We start from the raw sequence: 23603 nt of genomic DNA on the forward strand, positions 1-23603 counted from the left end.
GCACCGGCGGGACAAGAATCCCGCCGGGCCACATTAGGGAGACTATGATGAGCAAGATCCATCACCTGCTGGCCAGCGCTGCCCTTCTGGGCATGGTCGCCGCCAGCCCTGCCATGGCCGAAGATGCCGCCCCCGCCCAGCAGGCCACCGCCCCCGGCGAAATCGTCGTCACCGCCCAGCGCCGCGCCGAACGCCTTCAGGACGTGCCGCTGGCCGTTTCGGCCATCAGCGCACAGCAGATGACCGCAGGCGGCTTCCAGAAGCTGTCGGACCTTCAGTATCAGGTGTCTGGCCTGCAATTCGGCTCCTCGCCCAATGACGCGGGCTATCGCCTGCGCGGCGTGGGCACGGCGGGCGGCTTTGCCTCGGCATCGGAACAGAATGTCGGCACCGTGGTCGACAATGTGATCATCCCCTTCGGCAACCCGGTCAACAGCCTTGGCGATCTGGAGCGCGTCGAAGTGCTGAAAGGTCCGCAGGGCACCCAGTTCGGCAAGAACGCCTCGTCGGGCGTGGTCAACATCACCACCGCCAAGCCCAAGTTCGACCGCGTTTCAGGCAAGGTTTTCGCTTCCTACGGCTCGCTCAACGAAATCAACACCAACGCCCAGTTGAACCTGCCCACCAGCGAAAACTCGGCCATCGGCCTGTTCGGCTTCTATCGCCAGAATGACGGCTTCCTCTACAATGCCACGCTCAAGAAGTATTGGGGCGACGAGGCCAGCTATGGCGGCCGGGCCAAGTTCTTCTATCAGCCCTCGGACGATTTCAGCGTCTATATTATCGGCGATTACAGCCGCACCAGCACCAAAAGCCCCGGCCAGCTCTGGACGATCAACGCCCTGCCCAGCTTTGCCAACCCGCTGATGGCGGCGCGCTTTGGCAATCTGACCTCGCTTGGCATCACGCCGGGCTTTAACAACACGCAGAGCGCGGAAAACACCGACGGCTATACCAGCGAGCGCAACTACGGCGCCAGCATCGAAATCAACAAGAAGTTGGGCAGCCTGAACCTGACCTCGATCACCGCCTATCGCGGGTTCATGCAGGGCGCCAGCCAGTATGGCATCGACGGGTCGAGCACCACCGTGTTTCAGGCGCGCGAAACCAATAAGCATCAGTCCTTCCTGAGCCAGGAACTGCGCCTGACCAATGCATCGGGCAGCAAGGCGGAATTCACCACCGGCATCTATGCCTCACGGCGCAAGACCGGCAATCCGGGCGATTACAGCAGCGCGCAATTGATGCCCGCCAACCCGTTCAGCCCGTTCTATGTCAGCATTTCGGGCGGCCAGTCGAATACGCAGACCCGTTCGGATTCGGTCGCGGCCTTTATCGATGGCAAATATCACGCCACCGAGAAATTCGCCGTGCTGGGCGGCTTCCGCTATCAGTATGACTGGGTGAACGCCTCTTATCAGTCGATCATTGATCCCACCTACGCGCCCGGCTCGATGGTCGATGGCATTTTCGTGGTGCCCTATACGCCCAGCCCCCTGAAGACCGGATCGGTGGCGAAAGCTGGTTGGGCCGGCAAGGCGGGCGCGGAATATAAGGTTGACCGCGATCTGATGTTCTTTGGCACGATCTCGCGCGGCTATCTGGGCGCGACGGTGGCCTTCTCGGGCCTGACCGGTACGCGCACCAATGTGAACCCCCAGACCGTGCGCGACATCACCGTCGGCATGAAGTCGCAGCTTTTCAACCGGGCCGTGACCTTCAACGCCAGCGCCTTCTTCGACAAATACACCAACCTGCAAACCAGCGTGTTCAACGGGACCGAATTCCTGACCGAAAACGCCGGTGGCTTTGAGGCCAAGGGTTTCGAGTTTGACGCCCGCTGGCGCGTCAGCCCCGAATTCAGCCTGAATGGCGGGATGACTTATTCGGACACGAAGTTCACCGATTATGTCACCGCCTGCCCCGCTGTGCTTAAGGCGGGCCTGTCCTGCTATACCAGCAATGGCACCAGCCTGTTGCAGGCCGCCGGTGAACCCCTGTCGGGCGCGCCCAAGGTGTCCTTCACCTTTGGCGCGGACATCAAGCTGCCGATCAATGATCGTCTGGCCTTCGACTGGTCGGGCAATGTCTATTACCGCAGCAAGGTGCAGTATGACGTGGGCAATGCCCTGTCCTATCAGCCGGGCTATTACACGATCGGTCTGAACACCGGCATCGGCGCGCCCGACGGCGGATGGCGCGTGGGCCTGTTCGTGCGCAACCTGCTGGATCAGCGCTTCCACGCTTCGGTCATCGGCCTGCCCTTTGCCGATGCCGGCGGCGAGGTGAACTGGCTGACCCGCGAAGGGCGCCGCACCATCGGCGTCAGCGCAACGGCCAAGTTCTGATAGAACGCACATGGGCGGCAAGGCATCACGCCTTGCCGCCCATTTTGCATGAGGTATTGCCATGAACACCACCCGCCATTCCATTGCCGCCATGGGTCAGGATCTTGGCCCTGATGTGCTGGAGGCCTGCCGCCAATTGTTCGGGGCCGAGCAGGAAGCGCTGGCGCAGACTGTGCCGGTGGCCGCGCGCGATCTGGCCTATGGGCCGCATGAAAGGCACCGGCTGGATCTCTACGGCGCGGCGGAAGGCGGTTTGAAGCCGGTTCTGCTCTTCGTCCATGGCGGCGGTTTCGTGCTGGGCGACAAGGGCGATTCCGGTTGGCCCAATGCCGCCGTTGGCCGGATGGCGGCGCAGCGCGGCTGGATCGGCGCGGTGATGAACTATCGCCTCGCCCCCGACCATCTCTGGCCTGCGGGCAGCGAGGATGTGGCCGCCGCCGTTGATTATCTGCGCGGGGCCGTGGCCGAACATGGCGGCGATCCCGAACGGATCGTGGTCATGGGCACCTCGGCCGGGGCCGTGCATGTCAGCGGTTTTCTGAAACTTCGCCCTGACCATGCCTCGCTGGTGCGCGGGGCGGTGCTGCTTTCGGGCCTCTATGGCTGCACCTCGCTCGATCCCAAGGACACGCGCTATTACGGCACCGGCGATTATGCGCCCATGTCGCCGTGGGATGCGGTGGTGGAAACCGCATTGCCGCTGCTGGTCGCCTGCGCCCAGCATGATCCGGCGCGGTTTCAGGCCGAATTCCTTGGCCTGGTGCAGGCCCGTCTGGCTCGCCATGGCACGATGCCGCGCAGCGTTCTGATGCCGGGCCACAATCATTACACGATGGCGATGCACCTTGGCACCTCTGACCGGCGCCTTGAGGAAGAAATCGCCGCATTTCTGGAGGATATTCTGTGATTGATCGCCGTTCCATGCTCGCGGGCGCTGCCGCTCTGGCCGCAACGCCTGCCTTTGCGGCCAAACCCAAGCCGCTTGATCCGACTTTTCCCAAAGGCTTCCTGTGGGGCGCGGCCACCGCAGGCCATCAGGTCGAGGGCAACAACACCAATTCGGACCAGTGGCTGCTGGAAAATGTTACGCCCACGATCACCGGCGCGCCTTCAGGCGATGCGGTCAACAGTTTCGAAATGTGGCGCGAGGATCTCGATCTGGCGCAATCCATTGGCCTGAACGCCTATCGCTTCAGCCTGGAATGGGCGCGGATCGAGCCGGAGCCGGGCATGTTCTCGCAGGCCATGCTCAACCATTACAAGGCGATCATTGACGGTTGCCGCGTGCGTGGGTTGGCCCCGGTGGTGACATTCAACCATTACACCACCCCGCGCTGGTTCGCCGCGATGGGCGGGTGGACCCATGCGCAGGCGCCCGAACTCTTTGCAAAATTCTGCGACCGGGCGATGCGCCATATGGGCGCCGGGATCGCGGTGGCCATGACGCTGAATGAGCCCAATCTGGCCCGCCTGCTGCCTTTGGTAATGCCGCCGCAATTCCTTGACGGGCTGCGGGCCAATCTGGCCGCTGCCGCGCGCGCGGCCAATGTGCAGCGCTTCATGGTGGCCAACACCGTCCCGCCCGAGGATGTGCCGGCCGTCACCACCGGGATGATCCGGGGCCACCGCCTGGCCCGCGCCGCGATCAAGGCGATCCGCCCCGATCTGCCGGTCGGCTTCAGCTTTGCCATGGCCGACGATCAGGCCGCGACCAAGGATTCGATGCGCGACGCCATGCGCCAGAAGCTCTATGGCGACTGGCTGGACGTGGCGCGCGAGGATGATTTCGTGGCGATCCAGAATTACGAGCGCATCCTGTGGGGCCCCAAGGGCCGCCTGCCCGCGCCCGAAGGCGGCATGCGCAATTTCCGGGGCGCAGAGGTCTATCCTCCCTCGCTGGCAGGCGCGGTGCGTTATGCCCATGAGGCGACCGGCAAGCCGGTGATCATCACCGAGCATGGCGTGGGTACGGATGATGATACGCTGCGCGTCCGCCTGATCCGGGAATCCCTGCCGCCGCTGCGTCAGGCGATGGCCGATGGCGTGCCGGTGCTGGGCTATATCCACTGGTCGCTGATGGACAATTACGAATGGGGCGCAGGGATTGGCCATGGCGCCTTTGGCCTCGCCTCGGTCGATCCCGTCACTTTTGCGCGCAAGGCCAAGCCGAGCGCGGGTGTGCTGGGCGCGATTGCCAAGGCCAACTCGCTGTAACCTATCGGGGGATGGTTGCAGACGGGAGGCGCGGGGGTCGGGGGGCCCTCGCGCCTTTTGCATGGACGCGCCTTTTCGCAAGAATTGCCCACGGGTTTATTTGGAATTAGAATTCTATTAAAACGATCTTTGTTGACGAAGGTGACACAAACCGGAAAAGAACCGTGTCATGACCAAGGATGTTGCCCTCTCCACCGCCCTGCGCGCGCCCGTTCAGGGCCGATCCAAGGCCTCGTATGAACGCATGTTGGCCGCAGCCGAGGCGCTGATGGCGGCGGCGGGCTCGGATGAGTTTACCCTGCAGGAGGTGAGCAAGAAGGGCAAAGTTTCGATTGGCTCGATTTACAATCGATTTGAAAGCAAGGACGCCCTGCTCCACGCCGTGCAATTGCGCGTGCTGGAACGGGTCGACAAACAGATGGGCGCGATGCTGGACGAGGCGCGCAACGGGGCCAATACGCTAGACCAACTGGTGGTGGCGCTGACCCGCGCGGTGGGCGAAACGCTCAAGGAAAATGCCGATATCATGCGCCCGCTGATGCTGCGCGCGACCAATGATCCGCTGGTGTCGGCCACGGGCAAGGCGTCTTATGTCTCCTCGGCCAATGCGGTCAAGGGGGCGCTGCTGCTGCATTCGGCGGAGATGAAGCAGCCCGATCCGCTGCGCGCGGTCGATTCGGCCTTTCGCATCCTTTACGCCACAATTGCCCGCTATCTCGGCTTTGGCTCGGCCACCACGGCGGCGTGGGAAGGTGATTGGGATGTGTTGATGCAGGACCTGTCGCGCATGATTGCGGCCTTTCTGGTCACGCCTCCCAGTTTTTGACGGGCAGCTTTTGGACGGGCCGGTTTGCAGCCGGTCCATGTCAGGCCGCTTGACAGGCATCCCTATCCGGCGATATTTCAGAACCATTATTCTGATTTAGATCGGGAGACGGCCCCTTACGCCCTCCCGACCCGCTGGGAGAGGCATCTTGCAACAATTGCGGCACAAGCAGCCGACGGCGAATCGGCGCGAATTTCTGGCCGGAGCGGCGATCTTTGCGCTGGCCACCGGTCTGCCGGTTCCGGCCATGGCCACAGCCCCCTCGCCCCGGATCGCGCTTTTGCTCAAGACCGTGGCGCAGATCGTGATCCCGCGCAGCGACACGCCCGGCGCGGGCGATGTCGGCGTCGGGGCCTTCCTCTCGCTGGCCTTTGCCCATGGGATGGAGGGCGCGCAGGGCTATGACATGTGGCTGGATAAAGAGCTGAACCGCCGCGCGGGCCGCGACTTCCTCGCCCTGCCCCCGGCGCAGCGGGTGAAGATTGTAACGCAATTGGACGCCGATGCCTTCCCCGCAGGGCCACCGCCCGCCACGCCCAGCCCATGGATGGCGATCAAGGCGCTGATCCTCACCGGCTATTACACCAGCGAGGCCGGGGCATCGAAGGAATTGCAATATAACCTTATTCCGGGCCGATGGGATGCCGACATCCCCCTCAAACCCGGCGCGCGCGCCTATTCCAGCGACTGGACGGCAGTGGAGTTCGGATGATGGAATATGAATTTGATGCGATCGTGGTGGGCTCGGGCATCACCGGCGGCTGGGCGGCCAAGGAATTGACCGAGGCGGGGCTGAAAGTGCTGATGATCGAGCGCGGGCGCGAGATCGTCCATGGCGATTACCCCCGCGAAATGAAGGCCCCCTGGGAACTGCCCTTTCGCGGGCGGGGCGATACGCAGCGCTACAAGCGCGACCATGCGGTCCAGATGCTCAACCGCCATTTCACCGAATGGACCGAGGACCATTTCGTCAATGATCGCGAAAACCCCTATGAACTGGGGCCGGACAGCGCCTTCACATGGTTCCGCTCGTATCAGCTTGGCGGCAAATCGCTGACCTGGGGGCGGCAGTGCTATCGCTGGTCGGATTATGATTTCGGGGCCAATGCGCGCGACGGCATGGGGACGGACTGGCCGATCCGCTATGCCGATATTGCGCCGTGGTATGACAAGGTGGAGCGCTTCATCGGCGTTTCCGGGGCCTCGGAGGGTCTGCCTTCGCTGCCCGATGGCCAGTTTCAGCCGCCTTTTGCGCTCAATGCCGTTGAAAAATCGGTGCGGGACAAGGTCTCGGCGCAATGGCCCGACCGCCGCCTGACCATCGGGCGCACGGCGAATCTGACCGTGGGCAAGGAAGAGGAAGGCCGCAACCCTTGCCAGTCGCGCGACATCTGCAACCGGGGCTGCTCGTTCGGGGCCTATTTCTCGACCCAATCCTCCACCCTGCCCGCCGCGACCAAGACCGGGCGGCTGACCGTCATCACCAATGCGCAGGTGGAGAAGGTGGATTATGATCCGGCAACCAAGCGCGTGACCGGTGTGCGCTGGGTCAACACCAAGACGCGTGAGCGCAAGAGCGCCACCGCGCGGATCGTGTTCCTGAATGCTGGCGCGTTCAACTCGGTCCATCTGATGATGAATTCGGCCAATGAGGCGATGCCGGGCGGGCTGGCCAACAGCAGCGGCGTCTTGGGCACGCATATCATGGATCATGCCAATACGCTCTCGGCAGTGGCGATCATGCCGGGGTTTGAGGGGCGCACCTCTTTCGGCAACCGACCCACGGGCGTGGTCATCCCGCGTTTCCGCAATCTGGACAAGGCCGATGGCGATGGCTTCACCCGCGGCTATTCGTTTCAGGGCGGCGCGCTGCAATCGGGCTGGGGGCGCGGCAAGCGGCAGGCGGGGATCGGCGCGGATTTCAAGCGCGAGTTGCGCAGCCCCGGCGCATGGCGGATGGTGCTGGTTGCCTTTGCCGAGAGCCTGCCGCGCGCGTCCAACCGGCTGACGCTGTCAAAGCAGGTCGACCCGATGGGCGTGCCCCAGCTTGAGATCCACTTTGCCCATGGCGCAGGGGAAATGGCCGCTCTGGCCGATGCAAAGCGTGAGGCCGGTGCGATGCTGGCGGCCTCGGGAGGCCAAGTGTTGTTTGGCATGGACCGGCCCGGTCCGGGCGGCACGGCGATCCACGAAATGGGCGGCGCGCGCATGGGCCATGATCCCAAGACCAGCGTGCTGAACAAATGGAGCCAGGCCCATGATGTGGCCAATCTGTTCGTCACCGATGGCGCGCAAATGGCGTCGAGCGCCTGTCAGAACCCCTCGCTGACCTATATGGCGCTGACGGCGCGGGCGGTCGATCATGCGGTGGGGTTGATAAAGGCGGGCGCGATCTAACGCGCCCGCCCCCATAGATCAGAAGTCTTCGTTGAGCCGCGAAAGCGCGCCTTCGAGGATCTTGGCATGTTCGCGCGGGTCGCCATGCGCCAATTGCAGGCGGCCCACCGAAACCGAGCTGTCGATCACATCCTGACAACGCGGATAGCGGCGTTCCTGATAGGCCAGCAGCCCCGCCTCGACGCTGTCTGCGCGGGCCAGTTCCTCGGCCAGCACGATGCCGCTTTCCACCGCCATCCCCGCGCCCGAGGCCAGATGGGGCGTGGTGGCATGCACCGCATCGCCCAGCAACACGATGCGCCCGTCATACCAAGGCTTGGGCTGAAGCACGGCGGCCAGCGGGCGATAGTTGATCCAGTCATCGCGCGTCATATTGTCGCGGATCCATCCGGCATTGCCGCCGAAGTCGGCCAGCAGACGCTTCAATTCGTTGAACAATTCCTCCTCATCCATGAAGCTCTCACGCTCCACATGAGGGGTCAGCATCCACATATAGACCTGATCCGGCGCGCAGGCCGTAATCCCGCAGGGGTTGGCATGGCCAAGGTAGAATTCGCCATATTCAAGGCCGGGCGGCTTGCGGATCGAGATACGCCAGCAGCCCTGCCCGGTCGGCTGGGCCGGGCCCATATGCGGAAAGGACAGCTCGCGCACGCCCGAAAACACGCTGTCGGAGCCCACGACCAGATCGTAATGGCCGGTTGAACCATCCGAAAAAGTCACATCCACGCCGCTATCGACATTGACCAGCGAGGACACCGTCAGCCCCAGCCGCACCGGGATTCCCAGCTCCTTTACCCGGCCCTGCATGATCCGGTGCAGCACCGGGCGCATGATGCCCCCGGTGGCGGGCAGGCCTTCCTCGATGACCGGCTCTTCCAGATCGTGCAGATGCGTGCCGTCATATTTGAAAAGGCGCGTTTTTGTGGTGATGGCCCCCTGCGCCTTGATCTGCTCCAGCAGGCCAAGCCGACGATAGGCGCGCAACGTTGGCCCGGTGATCGTGATCCCCGCCCCATAGACGCGCCATTGGGGGTCCAGATCGATCAGATCGACCTTAACGCCCCGCTCCGACAGCGCAATAGCGGCAGCCATGCCGCCGATCCCGCCGCCCACGATCAGCGCCTCTTGGACGCTCCTGATGTTCTCCCGTTCCATGGTGCTGAAATTAGAGCGCGCGCGCCAACAGGCAAATTCGAACCATGGATGGATGCCTATTGATACAATCGGTGTGAGCTTGGAGCCCCCACGCGCTAGTCAAGAATGCAAGACGTGTGCAGCGCGTCAGGGATGAGAATAAAGGGGAGGATTATGAGGACTTTTGTCAACCATGCCGCGTGCCTGTCGGCCACGGTTTCAGCTTCGGTGCTGGCCATGGCGACCGCAATGCCGGCCATGGCGCAGCAGGCGCCTGCCAAGGATACGGCGGAAATCATCGTGACCGCGCAGAAGCGCCCGGAAAAGCTTCAGGAAATTCCTGTCGCCGCCGCCGTGCTGTCGCAGGCCGCCGTGGCGCAGGCCCATGTGGTCGACCTGTCCGACATCAACCGCGTGGTGCCCTCGGTGGAATTGAAGGGCACGTTCAACGGCCGCGTTCCCTATGGTATCCGCGGCATTTCGACCAATGCCAACGAAGGCGCGATCGGCCTGACCTCGGGCGTGTCGATCCAGGTCGATGGCGTGCCGGTGCCCGCCGACAGCTTTGCCGTCAACACGATCACCGACGTGGCCCAATTGGAAGTGCTGAAAGGTCCGCAGGCCACGCTGGGCGGGCGCACGGCCTCGGCGGGCGTCATCAACTTTGTGACCGTGGCGCCGTCCACCACGCCGCAATATGCGGTCAACGCGCTGACCACCAATGACGGCGAATGGCATATTGACGGCCGCGCCTCCGGCCCGATCACCGACAAGGTCAGCTACAGCCTGACCGGCTATTACCAGCGCACGCCCTATCCGATCACCAACCTGACCACGGGCGTCAAGAGCCGCGCGGAAAGCTATGGCACGCGCGCCAAGCTGAAATTTGAGCTGAGCGACAATCTCGACCTGCAGGTGATGGGCCACTATGCGATGTCGAAGTCGAAGGGCGCGAATTTCACCGTGCAATACTGGACGCCCGGCTCCGTCTTTTTTGCCCCTCCGGTGGGTCTGGACGCGGCCACCATGTTTCCGGGCTACAGCCTGACCTATGGCAACACCAAGCTGGCCACGCACACCACGATGGTCTCGCGCTATGAAGACAAGGATACCTCGGCGGTCATCAACTGGCGGCTGGGCGATCTGACGCTGACCTCGACGACGGCCTACAGCCATGAGGGCCAGTATCAGACGCAGGACACGTTCCTTGGCAATGATCCGAACTGGGCGCTGAAATTCGAGACTTTCCTCAATGCGATCGGCGCGCTCCCCTCTTCGATGGTGCTGCCCTACAGCAATCTCCAATCGGCGCAGGGCTATGTCAGCCAGACCAGCCAGGAATTCAAGCTGGCCACGGATGCGAAAAAGCCTGTCTCGGCGCTGGTCGGCCTGTTTTATTCGGACATGACCGTCAACCAGTATGTGTTGCGCGCATGGACGTTGAACCCTCTGGCCAAGACCAATATTTCAACCACCAAGAATTACTCGATCTATGGCCGCGCCACCGCGCATGTGAACGACAGGCTGACCCTTGTCGGCGGTCTGCGTTACAACTGGGACAAGATCGGCTGGAACGTCACGCAATATTTCAACCCGGCGGCGGGCCAGTATGGCAGCGGCGGCTTTGGTCAGGGCGGCTATACGTGGAACCTGTCGGACAGCTCGGGCGCGCTGGTGGGCGATGCGGCGATCCAGTTCAAGCCGACCCGCGACATCATGACCTATGCCTCCTATACGCGCGGCTATAAGCCCAAGGCGTTCAACACCGTCCATGACTGGTCGATCGCGCCGGGCAACACCACGGCGGCCGGGCTGGCCGAAATCGCCACCTTTGCCAAGGCGGTGGCGCAGGAGCATATCGACAGCTTTGAAGTGGGCCTGAAATCGACGCTGCTCGACCGTCACCTGACCTTCAACCTCGCCGCTTTCTACACCAATTACAGCGGTTATCAGGCGCAGATCTTTGACACCTCGAAACTGGTGGGCGTGCTGATCCTGGCCAATGCCGGAGCACGCACGCAGGGCATCGAGGCCGACCTGAATTACGTGAAGGGCAACACGCGGGCCAGCCTGTCGGCGGCGCTGATCGATGCCAAGTTCACCAATTTCAAGGGCGCGGTCTGCTGGCCCACCCAAACCACCGCGCAAGGGTGCGATGCCAGCGGCGCGCAGGATCTGTCGGGCAAGCCGATGCCTGCCAGCCCCAAGCTGAAGATCAACGCCCAGATTGCTCAGACGATCCCGTTTGAAAAGTTCAACGTGATCGCCGGCACCAATCTGTCCTATCGTTCCGGCACCTATCTTCAGGCCAACCAGAACCCGCAGACCTTCCAGAGCGCGTTCGGCCTGATGGACTTGAGCCTTGGTTTCCAGACCAAGGACGAGAAGGCCACGCTGACCTTCTTCGTCAACAATGTGACGGACAAGTTCTATCTGACCAATGCGGAGGACTTCTTTGCCGGGGCCACCACGGGCAATCTGGTGATCGGCCAGCCCGCCCGTGATTCCAGCCGCTACTTTGGCGCGCGCGTGGGGATCAATTTCTGATCCCCCGGATCGCATGATGGCATGAACGGGCCGCAGCGGCGCAGATCGGCGTCGCTGCGGTTTCGGTCGTTTGGGAGAATGGGCGATGGATTACACATTGCATCAGGATGATCTGGGCACGCATATCGACTGGGCCTTGCCCGGTGTTGGCGCGCAGCAGATCGACTGGTTCTGGTCGAACATGGAAAAAGGCTTCATCCTGTGGCACCCGGAACAGCATGAGCCGCTGAGCTGGCCCATTCCCCCGCGCCATGGCAACCCTTTGGGCGCGGTGCATAATGCGCCCCAGACATGGGATGACGGGCGGCGGCAAAATCTGTTCATCCGGTTTGAGCGCATCGAGGATGTGCCCGAAGCCCTGCGCGAACGCATCCGCCTTGATCATGCCATCATCGTGGCCGGGCTGGGCTTTGACGAGGCCGATATTCATACGGGGCAAGTGCTGGGCTATCGCCTGCACCAATGGCAGGATGACGGCGCGGGCGGCGTGATCGGATCGTCCACCGCCATCGGCCTGCGCAAGCCCGAAACCCATGCCGACGGGCGCATCTGGGCCGCCCATGCCGCCACCGAAATCGGCAATTGGGCGGTGTTCCTGCCCGATCTTTACCGGCTGTATCAGGTGGTCACCGATACACGCCGCAATCCCTTTACCAGCCTTGGCGTGACGGGGCGCGGCCTCGATGCACGCTATCAACATATCGTGGAGCCAGTCTGATGCCAGTTATCGTCACCGGAGCCGGGGGTTTTGTCGGCCGCCAGATCGTGTCGCGCCTGTTGGCGCAGGGCCGCGAGGTGGTGGCCATGGATACGGCGGCGGGGGGGATTCCCGCCGGCGCGCGTGTTGTTGCGGGCGATCTGGGCGATGCCGATGTCCGCGCCGATGCGCTCTCGGGCGGGGTATCGGCGGTGATCCATCTGGCCACGGTGCCGGGCGGCGCGGCTGAGGCTGATCCTGTCGCCTCGCGCCGGATCAACATTGACGCCATGTATGACCTGTTGCTGGAGGCCAGCGCCAAGGGCAGCAAGCCCCGCTTTGTCTATGCCAGCTCGATTGCGGTCTATGGCGATCCGCTGCCCGGCTTTGTCGATGATGCAACGCCGCTTAGCCCCAAAATGATCTATGGCGCGCATAAGGCGATGATGGAACATGCCGTGGCGATGTTCGCCAATCGCGGCATGATCGAGGGCGTGACCGTGCGTCTGCCCGGTATTCTGGCTCGCCCCAAGGGGCCCAGCGGCATGAAAAGCGCCTTTATGTCGAACCTGTTCCATGCCTTGAAGGCAGGCGAGGAGTTTATCTGCCCCGTCTCGGCGGGCGGCACGATCTGGGCGCAATCGGTGGCGCGCTGTGCGGATAATTTCATCCATGCGCTCTCGCTCGACACCGCGCTTTTGCCCCCGACCTATGCCGTCACCCTGCCCGCTCAGCGGATCACGATGGGCGGTCTGGCCGGGGAAATTGCGGCGCAATGCGGCGTCTCGGCCGATCTGGTGCGCTATGAACCCGATGCCGCGCTCGAAGTGGCATTTGCGGCACAACCGCCACTGTCTACGCTGGCTGCCGAACGCGCAGGCTTTGCGCATGACGGCGATCTTGCTACTCTGGTTTCCAGCGCGCTCAAGACGCTGGATTAAGGAGAGGGACGATGCGGTTCCAGCGACTGGACCTCAACCTACTGGTGGCCTTGGACGTGCTGCTGGCGGAAAAGAGCGTGAGCCTTGCCGCCGACCGGCTGTGCCTGTCGCAATCGGCCACGTCTTCGGCGCTGGGCCGCCTGCGCGATTATTTCGGCGATGAACTGCTGGTGGTCAAAGGCCGCTCGATGGTGCTGACCGCGCGGGCCGAGGAATTGATCGAACCGGTGCGCGCGGTGCTGGACCAGATCCGCTCCACCATCGCCATCGCCCCCGAATTCGACCCGGCCACCTGTGATCGCCAGATCCGCTTCATGGCCTCGGATTATTCAACGCAGGTGCTGCTGGCGGGCGCGCTGGCGATGATCGAGGCCGAGGCGCCCAATATGCGCTTTGAAATCCAGCCGATGGGCGACAGCCCGATCGACACGCTGGAACGCGGCCAGATCGACCTGCTCCTGACCATCGACTATGCGATCAGCTCGGACCACCCCAGCCAGGTGCTGTTCGAGGACGATTATGTCGTGGTGGGCGATGCGAACAATCCGGCGATGGAGGGCGACATGACGCGCGAGAAATATTTCGCGCTGGGCCATGTAACGGCGCGTTTCGGCAAAAGCCGGACGCCCGCCTTCGACGACTGGTTCGTGCGTCGCCAAAAGACTCAGCGCCGGATCGAGGTGGTCGCCCCCACCTTCCTGTCGCAAACCTCGCTGGTGGTGGGGACAAAGCGGATCGCCACGATGCACCGCCGCCTTGCCTCGCAAATGGTCAAGGTCCTGCCGCTGACCCTGCGCGAGGTGCCGTTTGATATTCCCCCGATCCGCGAGGCGATCCAGTGGCATATCACCAACAACAATGACCGCGCGCTGCGCTGGGTGGTCGAGCGTTTGGCGGCCATGGCGCAGGAGGACAAGGGCGACATCACCAATGTCGTGCCGATTGCCGAGGCCAAGCGCGACGAGATCGCCGTACAGTTTCAGCATAACCACCCCAATATGCGGGGCGAAAAGGGCTAATCCGGCGCCTAATCCTCTTCGCGCGCGTCAAAACTGGCGCGCGCGATACGGATCGCCTCGGACTGGGCATTGACCCAGTCGATCAAATGCCGCGCCTGAACCGACAATTCGCGCCCCAGCGGGGTCAGCGTATAGGACACGCGCGGCGGCACATGATCGGTCGCGGTGCGCAGCACAAAGCCGTCCCGTTCCAGACTGCGCAGTTTGAGCGTCAGTACCCGCTGCGAAATCGCCTGTTCGGAGGAAAGCCGCACCAGCGCGCGTTTCAGGTCCGCATGGCGCCATTCCCCCATCGCCAGCACGATCAGCACCAGCGTTGACCAGCGATCCCCCAGCCGCGCCATGACCTCGCGCACGGGGGCCTCGCGGTCATGGCCATAGCGCGCCATTTCCGCCGAAAGCGCCGCCATCCCGCTTTCCAGATCATCGGGTAATGCCAAAATCCCCACCCTATGCTGGGCACAAAAAAGTGCCTTCTTCCGCTTTGTACGATGCTCAGTAACACCAGCATCAGACAGGATAAACAAGAGGGAGAAGAAGCCCATGGCCCATGATGCCATCAGGCTGGACGGCAAGATCGCCATCATCACCGGCGGCGCGGGCGGGATCGGCGCGGCAACGGCGCAATTGATGACCCTGCGCGGCGCCAAGGTCGCCATTGCCGACATCGACATGCCCCGCGCGCAGGCCGTGGCGACGGGCATTCCCGATGCCCTTGCGCTGCATCTCGACCTTGAGGACGAGGCCAGCATCGAGGCGATGGTGGCCCAGACCGTGGCCCATTTCGGGCGGCTGGATATTCTGCACAACAATGCGGCCCTGCTCGGCCCCGATATTGCGCAGCAGGATGGCAATATCGAACATATGGCGACGGCCCTTTGGGACCGGACCTATCGCGTCAATGTGCGCGGCACGATGATCGCCTGCCGCGCCGCGCTGCCGCATCTGCGCGAGACGAAAGGCAATATCGTCAACACGGTCAGCTCTCTGGCCTTGCAGGGCCATATGATTCAGGCCGCCTACAGCTCGTCGAAGGCCGCGATCATCCAGATGACCCGCGCGATTGCCGCATCGCATGGCCGCATGGGCGTGCGATGCAACGCTGTAGCGCCGGGCATGACCATGACCCCCGCGCTCAAGGAAGCCTTCCCCCCCGCGCTGCGTCAGGTGGTCGAGGATGAAACCCTGCGCGACCAGTTGGGCGATCCGCAGGACATTGCCGAGGCGGTGGCCTTTCTGGCCAGCGATGGGGCGCGCAACATCACCGGTCACACGGTCGAATGCGATGGCGGCGGCACCAGCCACGTCCCCGGCCTCGGCGGATTTCGCGCATTTTTTGAAGGACATACATCATGAGCCAGTTTGACATCGTCGTGATGGGCGGCGGCCATAATGGCCTGACCGCGGCAGCCTATATGGCCAAGGCAGGCAAGAAGGTGCTGGTGCTGGAGCGCAAACCGCATTTCGGCGGCGGCGTTTCCACCCGCGAATTGATCCAGCCCGGCTACTGGCATGATGAGCATTCCAATGTGCATATCATGATCCAGGGCAACCCGATGCTGCGCGAGGATGAACTGGGGCTGCTGTCCAAGTTTGGCCTCGAATATATCTATCCCGACCTGCCCCATGCCTCGATCTGGGAGGACGGCACGATCGTCCGTTCGTGGAAGGATCTGGACCGCACCTGCGAGGAAATCGCCACCTTCAGCCCGCGCGATGCCGAAGCCTATCGCAAATTCGCCCGCGCCAGCATGGACGCGATCCCGATGTTCATGAGCGGCCTCTATTCGCCGCCCTTCCCCATGGGCGCCTTTGTGGCGATGATGGACCAGTCGGACGAGGGCCGCTTCCTGCTCGATGTGATGAGCCGCAGCGCGCTGGACGTGGTGGAGCAATATTTCGAGAGCGATCTGCTGAAATTGCACATCGTGCGGATGGTGACCGAAAACCTGCAGATGCCTGATGAATTGGGCACCGGCATGGGCGCGTTCCTGATGCCGGGGATCATCCATACCTATGGCTGCTCGATGCCCAAGGGCGGGTCGGGGCAATTGTCCAAGGCGCTGGTCCGCGCCATCGAGCATTTCGGCGGCGAAGTGCGCTGCGGGGCCGAGGTTTCGCGCGTGATCGTGTCGGGCGGCAAGGCGGCGGGCCTTGAGCTGACCACGGGCGAGACGTTCATGGCCAAGGATGGCGTGATCGGCGCGATCCATCCCCATGTGCTGCGCAAATTCGTGGGCGAAACGCCGGAGCCGGTGTTGCAGCGCGCCGAGCGCGTCACGCAATCGACCTTCTCGATCAACCTGATGCATCTGACGCTGAAAGAGCGTTTGAAGCTGAAGGTGGGCAATGAAACCAACGCGATGATGACCGAGCTGATGGATTTCTATTCCATCCGCGACATGCTGCTCGAATATGACAAGCTGCGCCGGGGCGAGGTTTCGCACCGCCTGATCGCTGGCGGCGACAACACGATCTTTGACCCCAGCCGCGCGCCGGAAGGGGCGGGCGTGTTCTATGGCGTCAATTTCGCGCCCTACAACCTCTACCCCGATGGTCCGGGATCATGGGACGCGCGCAAGGAAGAATTCGCCGACCGGGCGCTCGAACAATATCGCAAGTTCTATTCGAACCTCACCGATGACAACATCACCGGCCGCCTGATCCGCTCGCCCATCGACCATGAACGCGACAGCCCGGCCAGCTTCATCAAGGGCGACATCCATGGTTGCGCGCCCTTCATGTATCAATCGGTGGCCCATCGCCCCACGCCCGATCTGGGATCGTTCCGCGTGCCGGGCATCGAGAGCCTCTATCTGGTCGGCCCCTTCATGCATCCGGGCGGCGGCGTATTCGGCGCCGGGCGCGCCACCGCGATCCAGATGATGGATGATATGGACATTGACTATGACAAGGTCTGCGGGGGGGCTGTGTAATGGCGGAGAAGAAGATTGCGCCGATGAAGGTGCTGGACGCCAATAACAAGGAACTGATGGCCGTGCGGCGGATCGAACGCGACGGCAATGATCTGGTTATTCGTGGCAAGATCTTTGGCGCGATGCCGATGGTAGCGAAGCTGACGCCGGAACAGGCGCGGGCGGGGTTGAAGCTGCTGGATGCGAAAACCATCTGGTTTTTGATTACCCTGCTGTTCCGCAAGTAAAACCTGCCTCAATTCGATTTCATCAATAGGTAAATCCAATTCAATCCATGAAATCGGATTGAGCCAGATCAAGAAACCAAAGCCTCTCGCGCATCATCCTTGGCCCAACAGAGCAAAGGGAGATGCGCGAGATGGCGATCACAGGCATAAGGCGGCTGGTGTTTCTGGTGGAGGATCTTGCCACCACCAGCCGGTTTTTCACCGATTACGGGCTGCGGCCCCTCGAACAGGACGCCACCAGCGCAAGGTTCGAAACCATGAACGGCGCGCAGGTCCGCCTGCTGCTGCGCGGGCATGGTGATCTGCCCAAGGGCGGCGTACAGACCGGCATCGGCGTTCACGAATGCGTGTGGAGCGTGGACAGCGCCGAGGCCATGGCGCGCCTCTCCGCCGACCTGTCGCGTGATCACGAATTGCGCGTCGATGCCGAGGGCATCACCCATTTCATCACGCCCTTTGGCCAGGCCATCGGATTGCAGGTCTGGCAACCCCGCGCCGTCCATGGCGCGCCTAGCCCCAGCAACACGCCCGGCACTGTGGGCCGCCTCAACCAGCCGCGCAAATGGCTGGCCCGCGCGGTGCCCAAGCGCATTCACCACACGGTCTGGACCTTCCCCGATGTGCAGGTGGCGATGGAATATTATCGCGACCGCCTCGGCTTCCGCCTGACCGATGTGCAAAAAGGCTTTGGCGTCTATATGCGCGCCGATGGGGCCTATGAGCATCACAACATTTTCCTCGCCAATGCCCATGCGCCGATGCCCGGTTTCGACGGCACGCTGAAATTCCACCACGCCAATTTCGAATGCGAGGACATTGACGAGATCATGGTGGGCAAGAATCACCTCGACCGTCTGGGCTACAGCTTTGAAGGTGGCTGGGGCCTTGGCCGCCACCGGTTGACCAGCGCGGCCTTCCTCTACCTCGCCGTGCCGGAGCTGGGCGGCGACATGGAATATGGCGCCGATTGCGACTGTGTGGATGACAGTTGGAAGGTGCGCGTGTGGGACGGGGCGTTCGGCACGCTGATCTATATGCACGATCTGCCGCATTGGCTGCAGCAGGAGCCGGTCTGGGACGTGGCCTATGCGCGTGAGGACCAGCTTCGTTACCTGCCCGCCGACCCAAAGCCTGCGCTGGCTCAAGCTGCTGAATAAGGGAGAGACGATTATGACAATTTGCATCATCGGCGGCGGGGTGGCGGGCCTTGCTCTGGCCATCGGCCTGCATCAGCGCGGCGTGGCCTGCGAAGTGGTCGAGCGGGACAAGGACTGGAAGGTCTATCACGTGGGCATCATCGTGCAGGCCAATTTCGTGCGCGCCCTGAACGCTCTGGGCGTGGGCGATGCGGCGGTGAAGGCGGGCTATGCCTATCGCGGGGCGCGCTTCGTGGACGTTAACGGCAACACGATTGCCGAATTGCCGGGCGATACGGCGGTTGACGGCCTGCCCTCCGATCTGGGCCTGACGCGCCCCGCGCTGCACAAGGTGCTGACCGACAAGGTGAAGGAACTGGGCATTCCGGTGCGTCTGGGCGTCACCTTCACCACGATGGAGGATTATGGCGACCATGTGGAACTGGGCTTTTCCGATGGTACCTCCGGTTCGTATGATCTGGTGGTGGGCGCGGATGGTAATTATTCGGCGGTGCGCAAGGCGATCTTCCCCGAAGCCACCCCGAAATTCACCGGGCAAGGCGTGTGGCGCTATAATGTGCCGCGCCCCGAGGGGCTGGAATGGAGCGATATCTACATTGGGAACGGCCACAACGGCTTTAACGGCAAGGCCGGCTATTGCCCGCTGACGCCGGAAGAGATGTATATTTTCGCCGTGGTCGAGGAAAAGGGCAACCCGCGCTTTGCCCCCGAAACGCTGGCGGACGAAATGCGCGCCCGCCTTGCCGGTTATGGCGGCATTCTGGGCGAAGCGGCCAAGGCGGTCACCGATCCTGCGCTGGTCGTCTATCGCCCGCTGGAGGCCTGCATCATGCCCGATCCGTGGCACAAGGGCCGCGTGGTGCTGATCGGCGATGCCGCCCATTCGGCCACGCCCCATCTGGGCCAGGGCGCGGCTATGGCGGTCGAGGATGCGGTGGTTCTGGCCGAGGAACTGGGTCAGGGTGATATTCCAGCCGCCCTGCGCGCCTTTATGGAGCGGCGGTTTGAACGGGCTAAGCTGGTCGGCACATCCTCGATCCAGTTGGGCGAATGGGAAATGCACCCCGAAAGCGCAGGCGATCCGGTCGAAGTCACCGACCGCATCCGCAAGAAGCTGGCAGAGCCTGTCTGATCGAAACCCGGTTTAACGAAACCGATAGCACCGATCCGATGCAATGCGTTTCTCCCCAAGGTTGCGCCCCATCATAAGGGCGCAAACTTTGGGGAGATTTGTATGAGCATTTTGGGCGTAGAATCCGTCCTGTTCGGCGTCGATGATCTGGCGCAGAACGCGAAGTTCTGGACCGATTTCGGTCTGCCGGTGGAAAGCATCACCGAAAACGAGGCCGTGTTCCGCCTCGCCTCGGGCAGCCGGGTGATCCTGTTGCCCCATGGCGATGCGCGCCTGCCCAGCCCCGATCCCTATCCCGGCAATGGGGTCAAGGAAACGGTCTGGGGCGTGGATACGGCCGAAAACCTTGAAAAGATCGCGGCCAGTCTGGCCAGCGAAGTGGCGATCACGCGCGACGATGACGGCACCGTGCATTGCGTATGCCCCGATGGCCAGCCCATCGCCATCCGCGTCTGGGCCAAGCGGACGTTCAAATCCGAAGCCAGCCCGGTCAACACGCCCACCTCCCATCCGCGTTTCAACCAGCACCGGATCTGGCGCCACAAGGCGATCCCCAAGACGATCAACCATGTGGTGTTCTTCTCGCCCGATTATGTGGGGTCGTTTGAATTTTACGAACGCCATCTGGGCTTTCGCTATATCGACCATTCCCGCGGCGTCGGCATTTTCTCGCGCGCGGGCGGCACGTTCGAGCATCACTCGATCTTCTGGGTCAATTGCGACCTGCCCTTTGCCCCCGACAATTTCAAATTCATGCATATCGCCTTTGGTATGGACGATATTGACGAAGTTATGCTGGGCGCCAACCTGATGGCCGAAAAGGGCTGGAAGAACGAGAGCATGAACTCGTCGGGCGGCATCTCGCGCCACCGGATTTCATCGGCGATCTATTATTACTGCGACATCCCCGGCAAGGGCGGCGAGGCCGAATATCACGCCGACACCGACTACCTCGACGACAATTGGGTGCCGCGCGCTTGGGACTTCCGCTTTGGCTCGCTGCTCTGGGCCAACAATGCGCCGCCGATCTTTCGCGGGCCGGATATTCCTTGGGATATGCAATTCGATGCCGATCGGCGCAGTTTCGCCCCCTATCGCAAGGCGGTTCCGGGCAAGCAGGCGGTCGAGGGCGCTCTTGCCGAGATTACCGAGGATGATGAGCATGCAATTTAAGAAGTAAGGGGTTTTAAATGCGAGGGTCTAGACCCTCGCGCTCCCTTTACTGTCTGCGTTTGCGCTATGGGTTCGGCGTTTTGTGTCGGACGCGGCGGTAGAATTTTAAAGCCTGCGGCGCGGACGGGAATGGCCTCACCGCGCCGCAGGCTTTCCCATACAAAAAGCGCCCCGCTTGCAAACGAGGCGCTCTTAATTAACGGGATTGCAAAGGGCCCCCGCCCTTTGCCCGCCGGAGGCAAACCTTATTTAACCCCCGCCTCCCCAATCACCGTCTCCACATGCACCACCTTAGGCGGCTCAACGAAAAACGGCCCGGCCAGCGCGCGCCACTTGGCAAAATTCTCGGTCGCGCGGAAATCAACAGTATGTGCCTCAACCGATACCCAGCCCACGAGCAGGTGATAGACCCCCGGCTCCTCGACCACGCGCTGCAGGGCAAAGCCGGTGCAGCCCGGATCGGCGCGGAAATGCGGCTCGGCCTGCGCGACGGCGGCTTCAAAGTCGGCGGCGCGGGCCGGGTCGATGGTGATGCGGGCGATTTCGAAGGTCATCAATTCGGCTCCTCGACAAATTCGATCAGATTGCCCGCACAATCGCGGATAAAGCAACCCTTGCCAAAGGCTTCGCGCACGACAAAGGCGATATCGACCTGTTTTTGCTCCATTTCCTTCAGGAACTCTTCCAGATCCTCGACGCGGAAAGCGACATGCTTGTTGCCATGGGTGCGCAGGTCGGCGGGCGGATGGCGGCGATCTTCGGGCAGAGCGGCGGCGCCCTCCACCTCGAAGATCTCGAAACGCAGCGGGCCTTTGCGAACCATCGCAGTGTGGCTTTTCGCCGCCTCAATATAAAACCGCTTCTCCAACTCAAAGCCCAGCACGCGGCCATACCAATCAATCGCCTCGGCCAGCGAGGGCACCGAAACGCCCCCGTGGTGGAAGGTGAATTCCGCCATTACGCCATCTCCGCAAAGGTCGCCGCGCACCAATCCGCAATGTAATCGCGCATCCCGGTGCCATTGTCGGCTCCGCAATGCTCGACCTCGAAATCCGCCTTGGTGAACATGCGCAAGGTCCGCTTGGGGCTGTTCACCGCCTGATCGTAGGACAGATGGGCGTTGAAGGCCGGAATCTGGCGATCATTCTCGCCATGGGTGATCAGGAAAGGCACCTTGATCTTTTCCACCTGACCATTGAGCGTGATCTGGTCGGCATAATCGAGGAACGCGTCGCGCTCATTCATGCCAAAGACCCACAGCACATGGTCCCAGTAATGCGGCACGGGGTTTTCGCCCTCATTGGCCACACGCTGGCGCTGACGCTCGCCCCAGACGTGGTTGGCGCCCATCACGGCGCACAGGGCATAGCGCGGATCATTGGCGGCGATGCGCGGCGCGTGATAGCCGCCGAAGGACAGGCCGAAGATGCCGATCTTGTCGTGGATCACATCGCTGCGCGTCAGCAGATAGTCAAACGCGGGCGAACCCCAGCGCTCGGCATCATAAACGGCGGGCAGATTGCGCTTGCGGATCGCCTCGCCGGTGCCGGGCTGGTCGAGGAACAGCGTGTTCATGCCGCGTTCGAGGTTGGACAGGCCGTGCCCAGCCATATTGACCTGTTCCTTCATGGAATCGAGGCCATTGACCGAAACCAGCGTGGGGCGCGGTGTGCCCGATCCGTCATGGACAAAGATCGCGGTATAGGACGAACCCTCATAGGGGATCTCGACCTTGTCCACATGCAGCCCGCGCAGCTTCGAACCCTTGTGGTACAGCTCCAGCCCGCGATCATAGGCCGCCCAGCGCGGGGCGTAATCGCGCGCCTGCATACGCTCGGCCGCCAGATAATAGCCCGAGGCGCGCAGATATTTGGTGCCTGCCGAGAGCGCATAGCCATTGGCCAGATCATCGTCGGCATTCTTCGCCACCTGGTCGGCCACCGCGATCCAGCTGTCAAACAGCAGCGCGGACCCTGCATCGGCCCCGGCCTTTGACGCCTCGCGCACCGGGCGGCAGGCCTCGTCAATCTCGCCATGATTGCCGCCGCAGACGAGCGCCAGATTGGTGGCCAGATTCCACACATAATTTCCGGGAAAGGGTTCAAACATTTGCTTATCCTTTAATCCGCAGTCCACCCGCCATCGACGATGATGCTTGTGCCTGTGATGAGGGCGGAGGCATCGCTGGCGAGGAAGAGGACCGGCCCCATGAGGTCCTCGACCTGCCCCAAGCGGCCCAGTTTGATCTTGGCCAACACGCTGTCGAGGAAGGCCTTGTCCTCGAAGAAGGGCTTGGTCATCGGGGTTTCGATGAAGGTGGGCGCGATGGTGTTGCTGCGGATGCCGTGGGGCGCAAGGTCGAGGGCGAAGACTTTGTTCATGCCCTCGATCGCCCATTTCGACGCGCAATAGAGCGAGCGGCGCGGCCCGCCGACATGACCCATCTGCGAACCCATATGGATCAGAGATCCGGCCACCTCATCGCGCAACATCGCCTTGACCGCATGTTGCGCGACAAAGAAAGCCGACTTCACATTGAGGTCGAGCACGGCGTCATAATCGTCCTCGCTCACCTCCCAGAGGGGCTTGGGCCGGTTGGTCCCGGCATTGTTGACCAGCACATGAAACGCCGGGCGCGCGGCGAAGAAGGCCTCCACCGCGTGCATGTCGCTCACATCCAGCACCGCCGCCTCGGCCAAACCGCCAGCCTCACGGATCGCGGCGGCGCCCGCCTCGATCTCATCGTGCGTACGCGCAGCCAGCGTCACATGCGCGCCCGCCTGCGCCAGCGCGGCGGCGGCGGCAAGGCCAATGCCCCGCCCCGCCCCCGTCACCAGCGCCCGCCGACCGTC

22 protein-coding genes are annotated in these 23603 nt (G+C 62.6%); 16 read left to right on the forward strand and 6 right to left on the reverse strand.

Annotation, left to right across the window (positions count from 1 at the left end; genetic code table 11):
- Positions 1-47 precede the first annotated feature (47 nt).
- From GGR38_RS22465 to GGR38_RS22490, 6 genes are all read left to right on the forward strand, one after another.
- Positions 48-2348 carry a TonB-dependent receptor gene (locus tag GGR38_RS22465; protein WP_246405208.1) on the forward strand — a complete coding sequence of 767 codons (2301 nt, stop codon included), beginning with the start codon at positions 48-50 and terminating at the stop codon, positions 2346-2348.
- A gap of 61 nt (positions 2349-2409) precedes the next feature.
- Positions 2410-3255: an alpha/beta hydrolase gene (locus tag GGR38_RS22470; RefSeq protein ID WP_183629021.1), complete on the forward strand. Its 846-nt coding sequence runs from the start codon at positions 2410-2412 to the stop codon at positions 3253-3255.
- Entirely contained in the window at positions 3252-4562 is a 1311-nt protein-coding gene (locus GGR38_RS22475) for a family 1 glycosylhydrolase (protein ID WP_183629023.1), read from the forward strand. The genes GGR38_RS22470 and GGR38_RS22475 overlap by 4 nt, the downstream gene beginning before the upstream one ends.
- A 169-nt stretch (positions 4563-4731) precedes the next feature.
- A complete protein-coding gene (locus tag GGR38_RS22480) occupies positions 4732-5388 on the forward strand; it encodes a TetR/AcrR family transcriptional regulator (RefSeq protein WP_183629025.1) in 657 nt (218 codons plus the stop codon).
- 148 nt (positions 5389-5536) lie between these two features.
- Positions 5537-6100, forward strand: coding sequence for a gluconate 2-dehydrogenase subunit 3 family protein (locus GGR38_RS22485; RefSeq protein WP_246405209.1), 564 nt, complete (start codon positions 5537-5539; stop codon positions 6098-6100).
- Positions 6100-7785 (forward strand): GMC oxidoreductase, encoded by a 1686-nt coding sequence (locus tag GGR38_RS22490; RefSeq protein ID WP_183629064.1) that lies wholly within the window; start codon positions 6100-6102, stop codon positions 7783-7785. Before GGR38_RS22485 ends, GGR38_RS22490 begins: the two co-directional genes overlap by 1 nt.
- Before the next feature lie 18 nt (positions 7786-7803).
- Here GGR38_RS22490 and GGR38_RS22495 read toward each other — a convergent pair whose 3' ends face one another.
- Positions 7804-8943 carry an FAD-dependent monooxygenase gene (locus tag GGR38_RS22495; protein ID WP_183629027.1) on the reverse strand — a complete coding sequence of 380 codons (1140 nt, stop codon included), beginning with the start codon at positions 8941-8943 and terminating at the stop codon, positions 7804-7806.
- A 153-nt stretch (positions 8944-9096) separates the two neighbouring features.
- On the opposite strand from GGR38_RS22495, the gene GGR38_RS22500 reads away from it, so the two are divergent.
- From GGR38_RS22500 to GGR38_RS22515, 4 genes are all read left to right on the forward strand, one after another.
- The gene (locus GGR38_RS22500; protein WP_183629029.1) at positions 9097-11469 is read left to right on the forward strand and encodes a TonB-dependent receptor; all 2373 of its coding nucleotides are present in this window, start codon (positions 9097-9099) and stop codon (positions 11467-11469) included.
- Positions 11470-11554: 85 nt separating this feature from the next.
- Positions 11555-12187: a hypothetical protein gene (locus GGR38_RS22505; RefSeq protein ID WP_183629031.1), complete on the forward strand. Its 633-nt coding sequence runs from the start codon at positions 11555-11557 to the stop codon at positions 12185-12187.
- Complete coding sequence (locus GGR38_RS22510) at positions 12187-13107, forward strand: NAD-dependent epimerase/dehydratase family protein (RefSeq protein ID WP_183629033.1); 921 nt, start codon at positions 12187-12189, stop codon at positions 13105-13107. Before GGR38_RS22505 ends, GGR38_RS22510 begins: the two co-directional genes overlap by 1 nt.
- An 11-nt stretch (positions 13108-13118) precedes the next feature.
- On the forward strand, positions 13119-14126 hold the full coding sequence (locus tag GGR38_RS22515) for a LysR family transcriptional regulator (RefSeq protein ID WP_183629035.1): 1008 nt from the start codon (positions 13119-13121) through the stop codon (positions 14124-14126).
- An 8-nt stretch (positions 14127-14134) separates the two neighbouring features.
- Here GGR38_RS22515 and GGR38_RS22520 read toward each other — a convergent pair whose 3' ends face one another.
- Complete coding sequence (locus GGR38_RS22520; RefSeq protein ID WP_246405210.1) at positions 14135-14566, reverse strand: winged helix-turn-helix transcriptional regulator; 432 nt, start codon at positions 14564-14566, stop codon at positions 14135-14137.
- Positions 14567-14669: 103 nt separating this feature from the next.
- Between GGR38_RS22520 and GGR38_RS22525 the strand changes: the two genes are divergently transcribed.
- The 6 genes from GGR38_RS22525 (at position 14670) to GGR38_RS22550 (ending at position 20751) form a co-directional block, all read left to right on the forward strand.
- A complete protein-coding gene (locus GGR38_RS22525; protein ID WP_183629038.1) occupies positions 14670-15482 on the forward strand; it encodes an SDR family NAD(P)-dependent oxidoreductase in 813 nt (270 codons plus the stop codon).
- Complete coding sequence (locus tag GGR38_RS22530) at positions 15479-17062, forward strand: phytoene desaturase family protein (RefSeq protein WP_183629040.1); 1584 nt, start codon at positions 15479-15481, stop codon at positions 17060-17062. The genes GGR38_RS22525 and GGR38_RS22530 overlap by 4 nt, the downstream gene beginning before the upstream one ends.
- Entirely contained in the window at positions 17062-17289 is a 228-nt protein-coding gene (locus tag GGR38_RS22535) for a hypothetical protein (RefSeq protein ID WP_246405211.1), read from the forward strand. The genes GGR38_RS22530 and GGR38_RS22535 overlap by 1 nt, the downstream gene beginning before the upstream one ends.
- Positions 17290-17420: 131 nt before the next feature.
- Positions 17421-18446, forward strand: a complete 1026-nt coding sequence (locus GGR38_RS22540) for a VOC family protein (protein WP_183629042.1) — start codon at positions 17421-17423, stop codon at positions 18444-18446.
- Between the two features lie 13 nt (positions 18447-18459).
- Positions 18460-19578: an FAD-dependent monooxygenase gene (locus tag GGR38_RS22545; protein WP_183629044.1), complete on the forward strand. Its 1119-nt coding sequence runs from the start codon at positions 18460-18462 to the stop codon at positions 19576-19578.
- 102 nt (positions 19579-19680) lie between these two features.
- The gene (locus tag GGR38_RS22550) at positions 19681-20751 is read left to right on the forward strand and encodes a VOC family protein (protein WP_183629046.1); all 1071 of its coding nucleotides are present in this window, start codon (positions 19681-19683) and stop codon (positions 20749-20751) included.
- Positions 20752-20996: 245 nt separating this feature from the next.
- On the opposite strand, the gene GGR38_RS22555 is transcribed toward GGR38_RS22550, so the two are convergent.
- The 4 genes from GGR38_RS22555 to GGR38_RS22570 form a co-directional block, all read right to left on the reverse strand.
- On the reverse strand, positions 20997-21305 hold the full coding sequence (locus tag GGR38_RS22555; RefSeq protein WP_168604364.1) for a putative quinol monooxygenase: 309 nt from the start codon (positions 21303-21305) through the stop codon (positions 20997-20999).
- On the reverse strand, positions 21305-21709 hold the full coding sequence (locus GGR38_RS22560; protein WP_183629048.1) for a VOC family protein: 405 nt from the start codon (positions 21707-21709) through the stop codon (positions 21305-21307). The genes GGR38_RS22555 and GGR38_RS22560 overlap by 1 nt, the downstream gene beginning before the upstream one ends.
- Entirely contained in the window at positions 21709-22860 is a 1152-nt protein-coding gene (locus tag GGR38_RS22565; RefSeq protein ID WP_183629050.1) for an alpha/beta hydrolase, read from the reverse strand. The genes GGR38_RS22560 and GGR38_RS22565 overlap by 1 nt, the downstream gene beginning before the upstream one ends.
- Before the next feature lie 11 nt (positions 22861-22871).
- The coding region (locus GGR38_RS22570; RefSeq protein ID WP_183629054.1) for an SDR family NAD(P)-dependent oxidoreductase at positions 22872-23603 on the reverse strand (732 nt) is incomplete at its 5' end.

Origin of the sequence: Novosphingobium sediminicola (genome assembly GCF_014196525.1) — a bacterium.
In the GTDB taxonomy this organism is placed as follows: domain Bacteria; phylum Pseudomonadota; class Alphaproteobacteria; order Sphingomonadales; family Sphingomonadaceae; genus Novosphingobium; species Novosphingobium sediminicola.

Coding starts and splice junctions, on each gene's coding strand:
- GGR38_RS22555 (WP_168604364.1), bottom strand. CDS start 21,305: ATGACCTTCGAAATCGCCCGCATCACCATCGACCCGGCCCGCGCCGCC.
- GGR38_RS22470 (WP_183629021.1), top strand. CDS start 2,410: ATGAACACCACCCGCCATTCCATTGCCGCCATGGGTCAGGATCTTGGC.
- GGR38_RS22550 (WP_183629046.1), top strand. CDS start 19,681: ATGAGCATTTTGGGCGTAGAATCCGTCCTGTTCGGCGTCGATGATCTG.
- GGR38_RS22560 (WP_183629048.1), bottom strand. CDS start 21,709: ATGGCGGAATTCACCTTCCACCACGGGGGCGTTTCGGTGCCCTCGCTG.
- GGR38_RS22510 (WP_183629033.1), top strand. CDS start 12,187: ATGCCAGTTATCGTCACCGGAGCCGGGGGTTTTGTCGGCCGCCAGATC.
- GGR38_RS22480 (WP_183629025.1), top strand. CDS start 4,732: ATGACCAAGGATGTTGCCCTCTCCACCGCCCTGCGCGCGCCCGTTCAG.
- GGR38_RS22465 (WP_246405208.1), top strand. CDS start 48: ATGAGCAAGATCCATCACCTGCTGGCCAGCGCTGCCCTTCTGGGCATG.
- GGR38_RS22515 (WP_183629035.1), top strand. CDS start 13,119: ATGCGGTTCCAGCGACTGGACCTCAACCTACTGGTGGCCTTGGACGTG.
- GGR38_RS22505 (WP_183629031.1), top strand. CDS start 11,555: ATGGATTACACATTGCATCAGGATGATCTGGGCACGCATATCGACTGG.
- GGR38_RS22530 (WP_183629040.1), top strand. CDS start 15,479: ATGAGCCAGTTTGACATCGTCGTGATGGGCGGCGGCCATAATGGCCTG.
- GGR38_RS22500 (WP_183629029.1), top strand. CDS start 9,097: ATGAGGACTTTTGTCAACCATGCCGCGTGCCTGTCGGCCACGGTTTCA.
- GGR38_RS22535 (WP_246405211.1), top strand. CDS start 17,062: ATGGCGGAGAAGAAGATTGCGCCGATGAAGGTGCTGGACGCCAATAAC.
- GGR38_RS22525 (WP_183629038.1), top strand. CDS start 14,670: ATGGCCCATGATGCCATCAGGCTGGACGGCAAGATCGCCATCATCACC.
- GGR38_RS22540 (WP_183629042.1), top strand. CDS start 17,421: ATGGCGATCACAGGCATAAGGCGGCTGGTGTTTCTGGTGGAGGATCTT.
- GGR38_RS22565 (WP_183629050.1), bottom strand. CDS start 22,860: ATGTTTGAACCCTTTCCCGGAAATTATGTGTGGAATCTGGCCACCAAT.
- GGR38_RS22495 (WP_183629027.1), bottom strand. CDS start 8,943: ATGGAACGGGAGAACATCAGGAGCGTCCAAGAGGCGCTGATCGTGGGC.
- GGR38_RS22545 (WP_183629044.1), top strand. CDS start 18,460: ATGACAATTTGCATCATCGGCGGCGGGGTGGCGGGCCTTGCTCTGGCC.
- GGR38_RS22490 (WP_183629064.1), top strand. CDS start 6,100: ATGGAATATGAATTTGATGCGATCGTGGTGGGCTCGGGCATCACCGGC.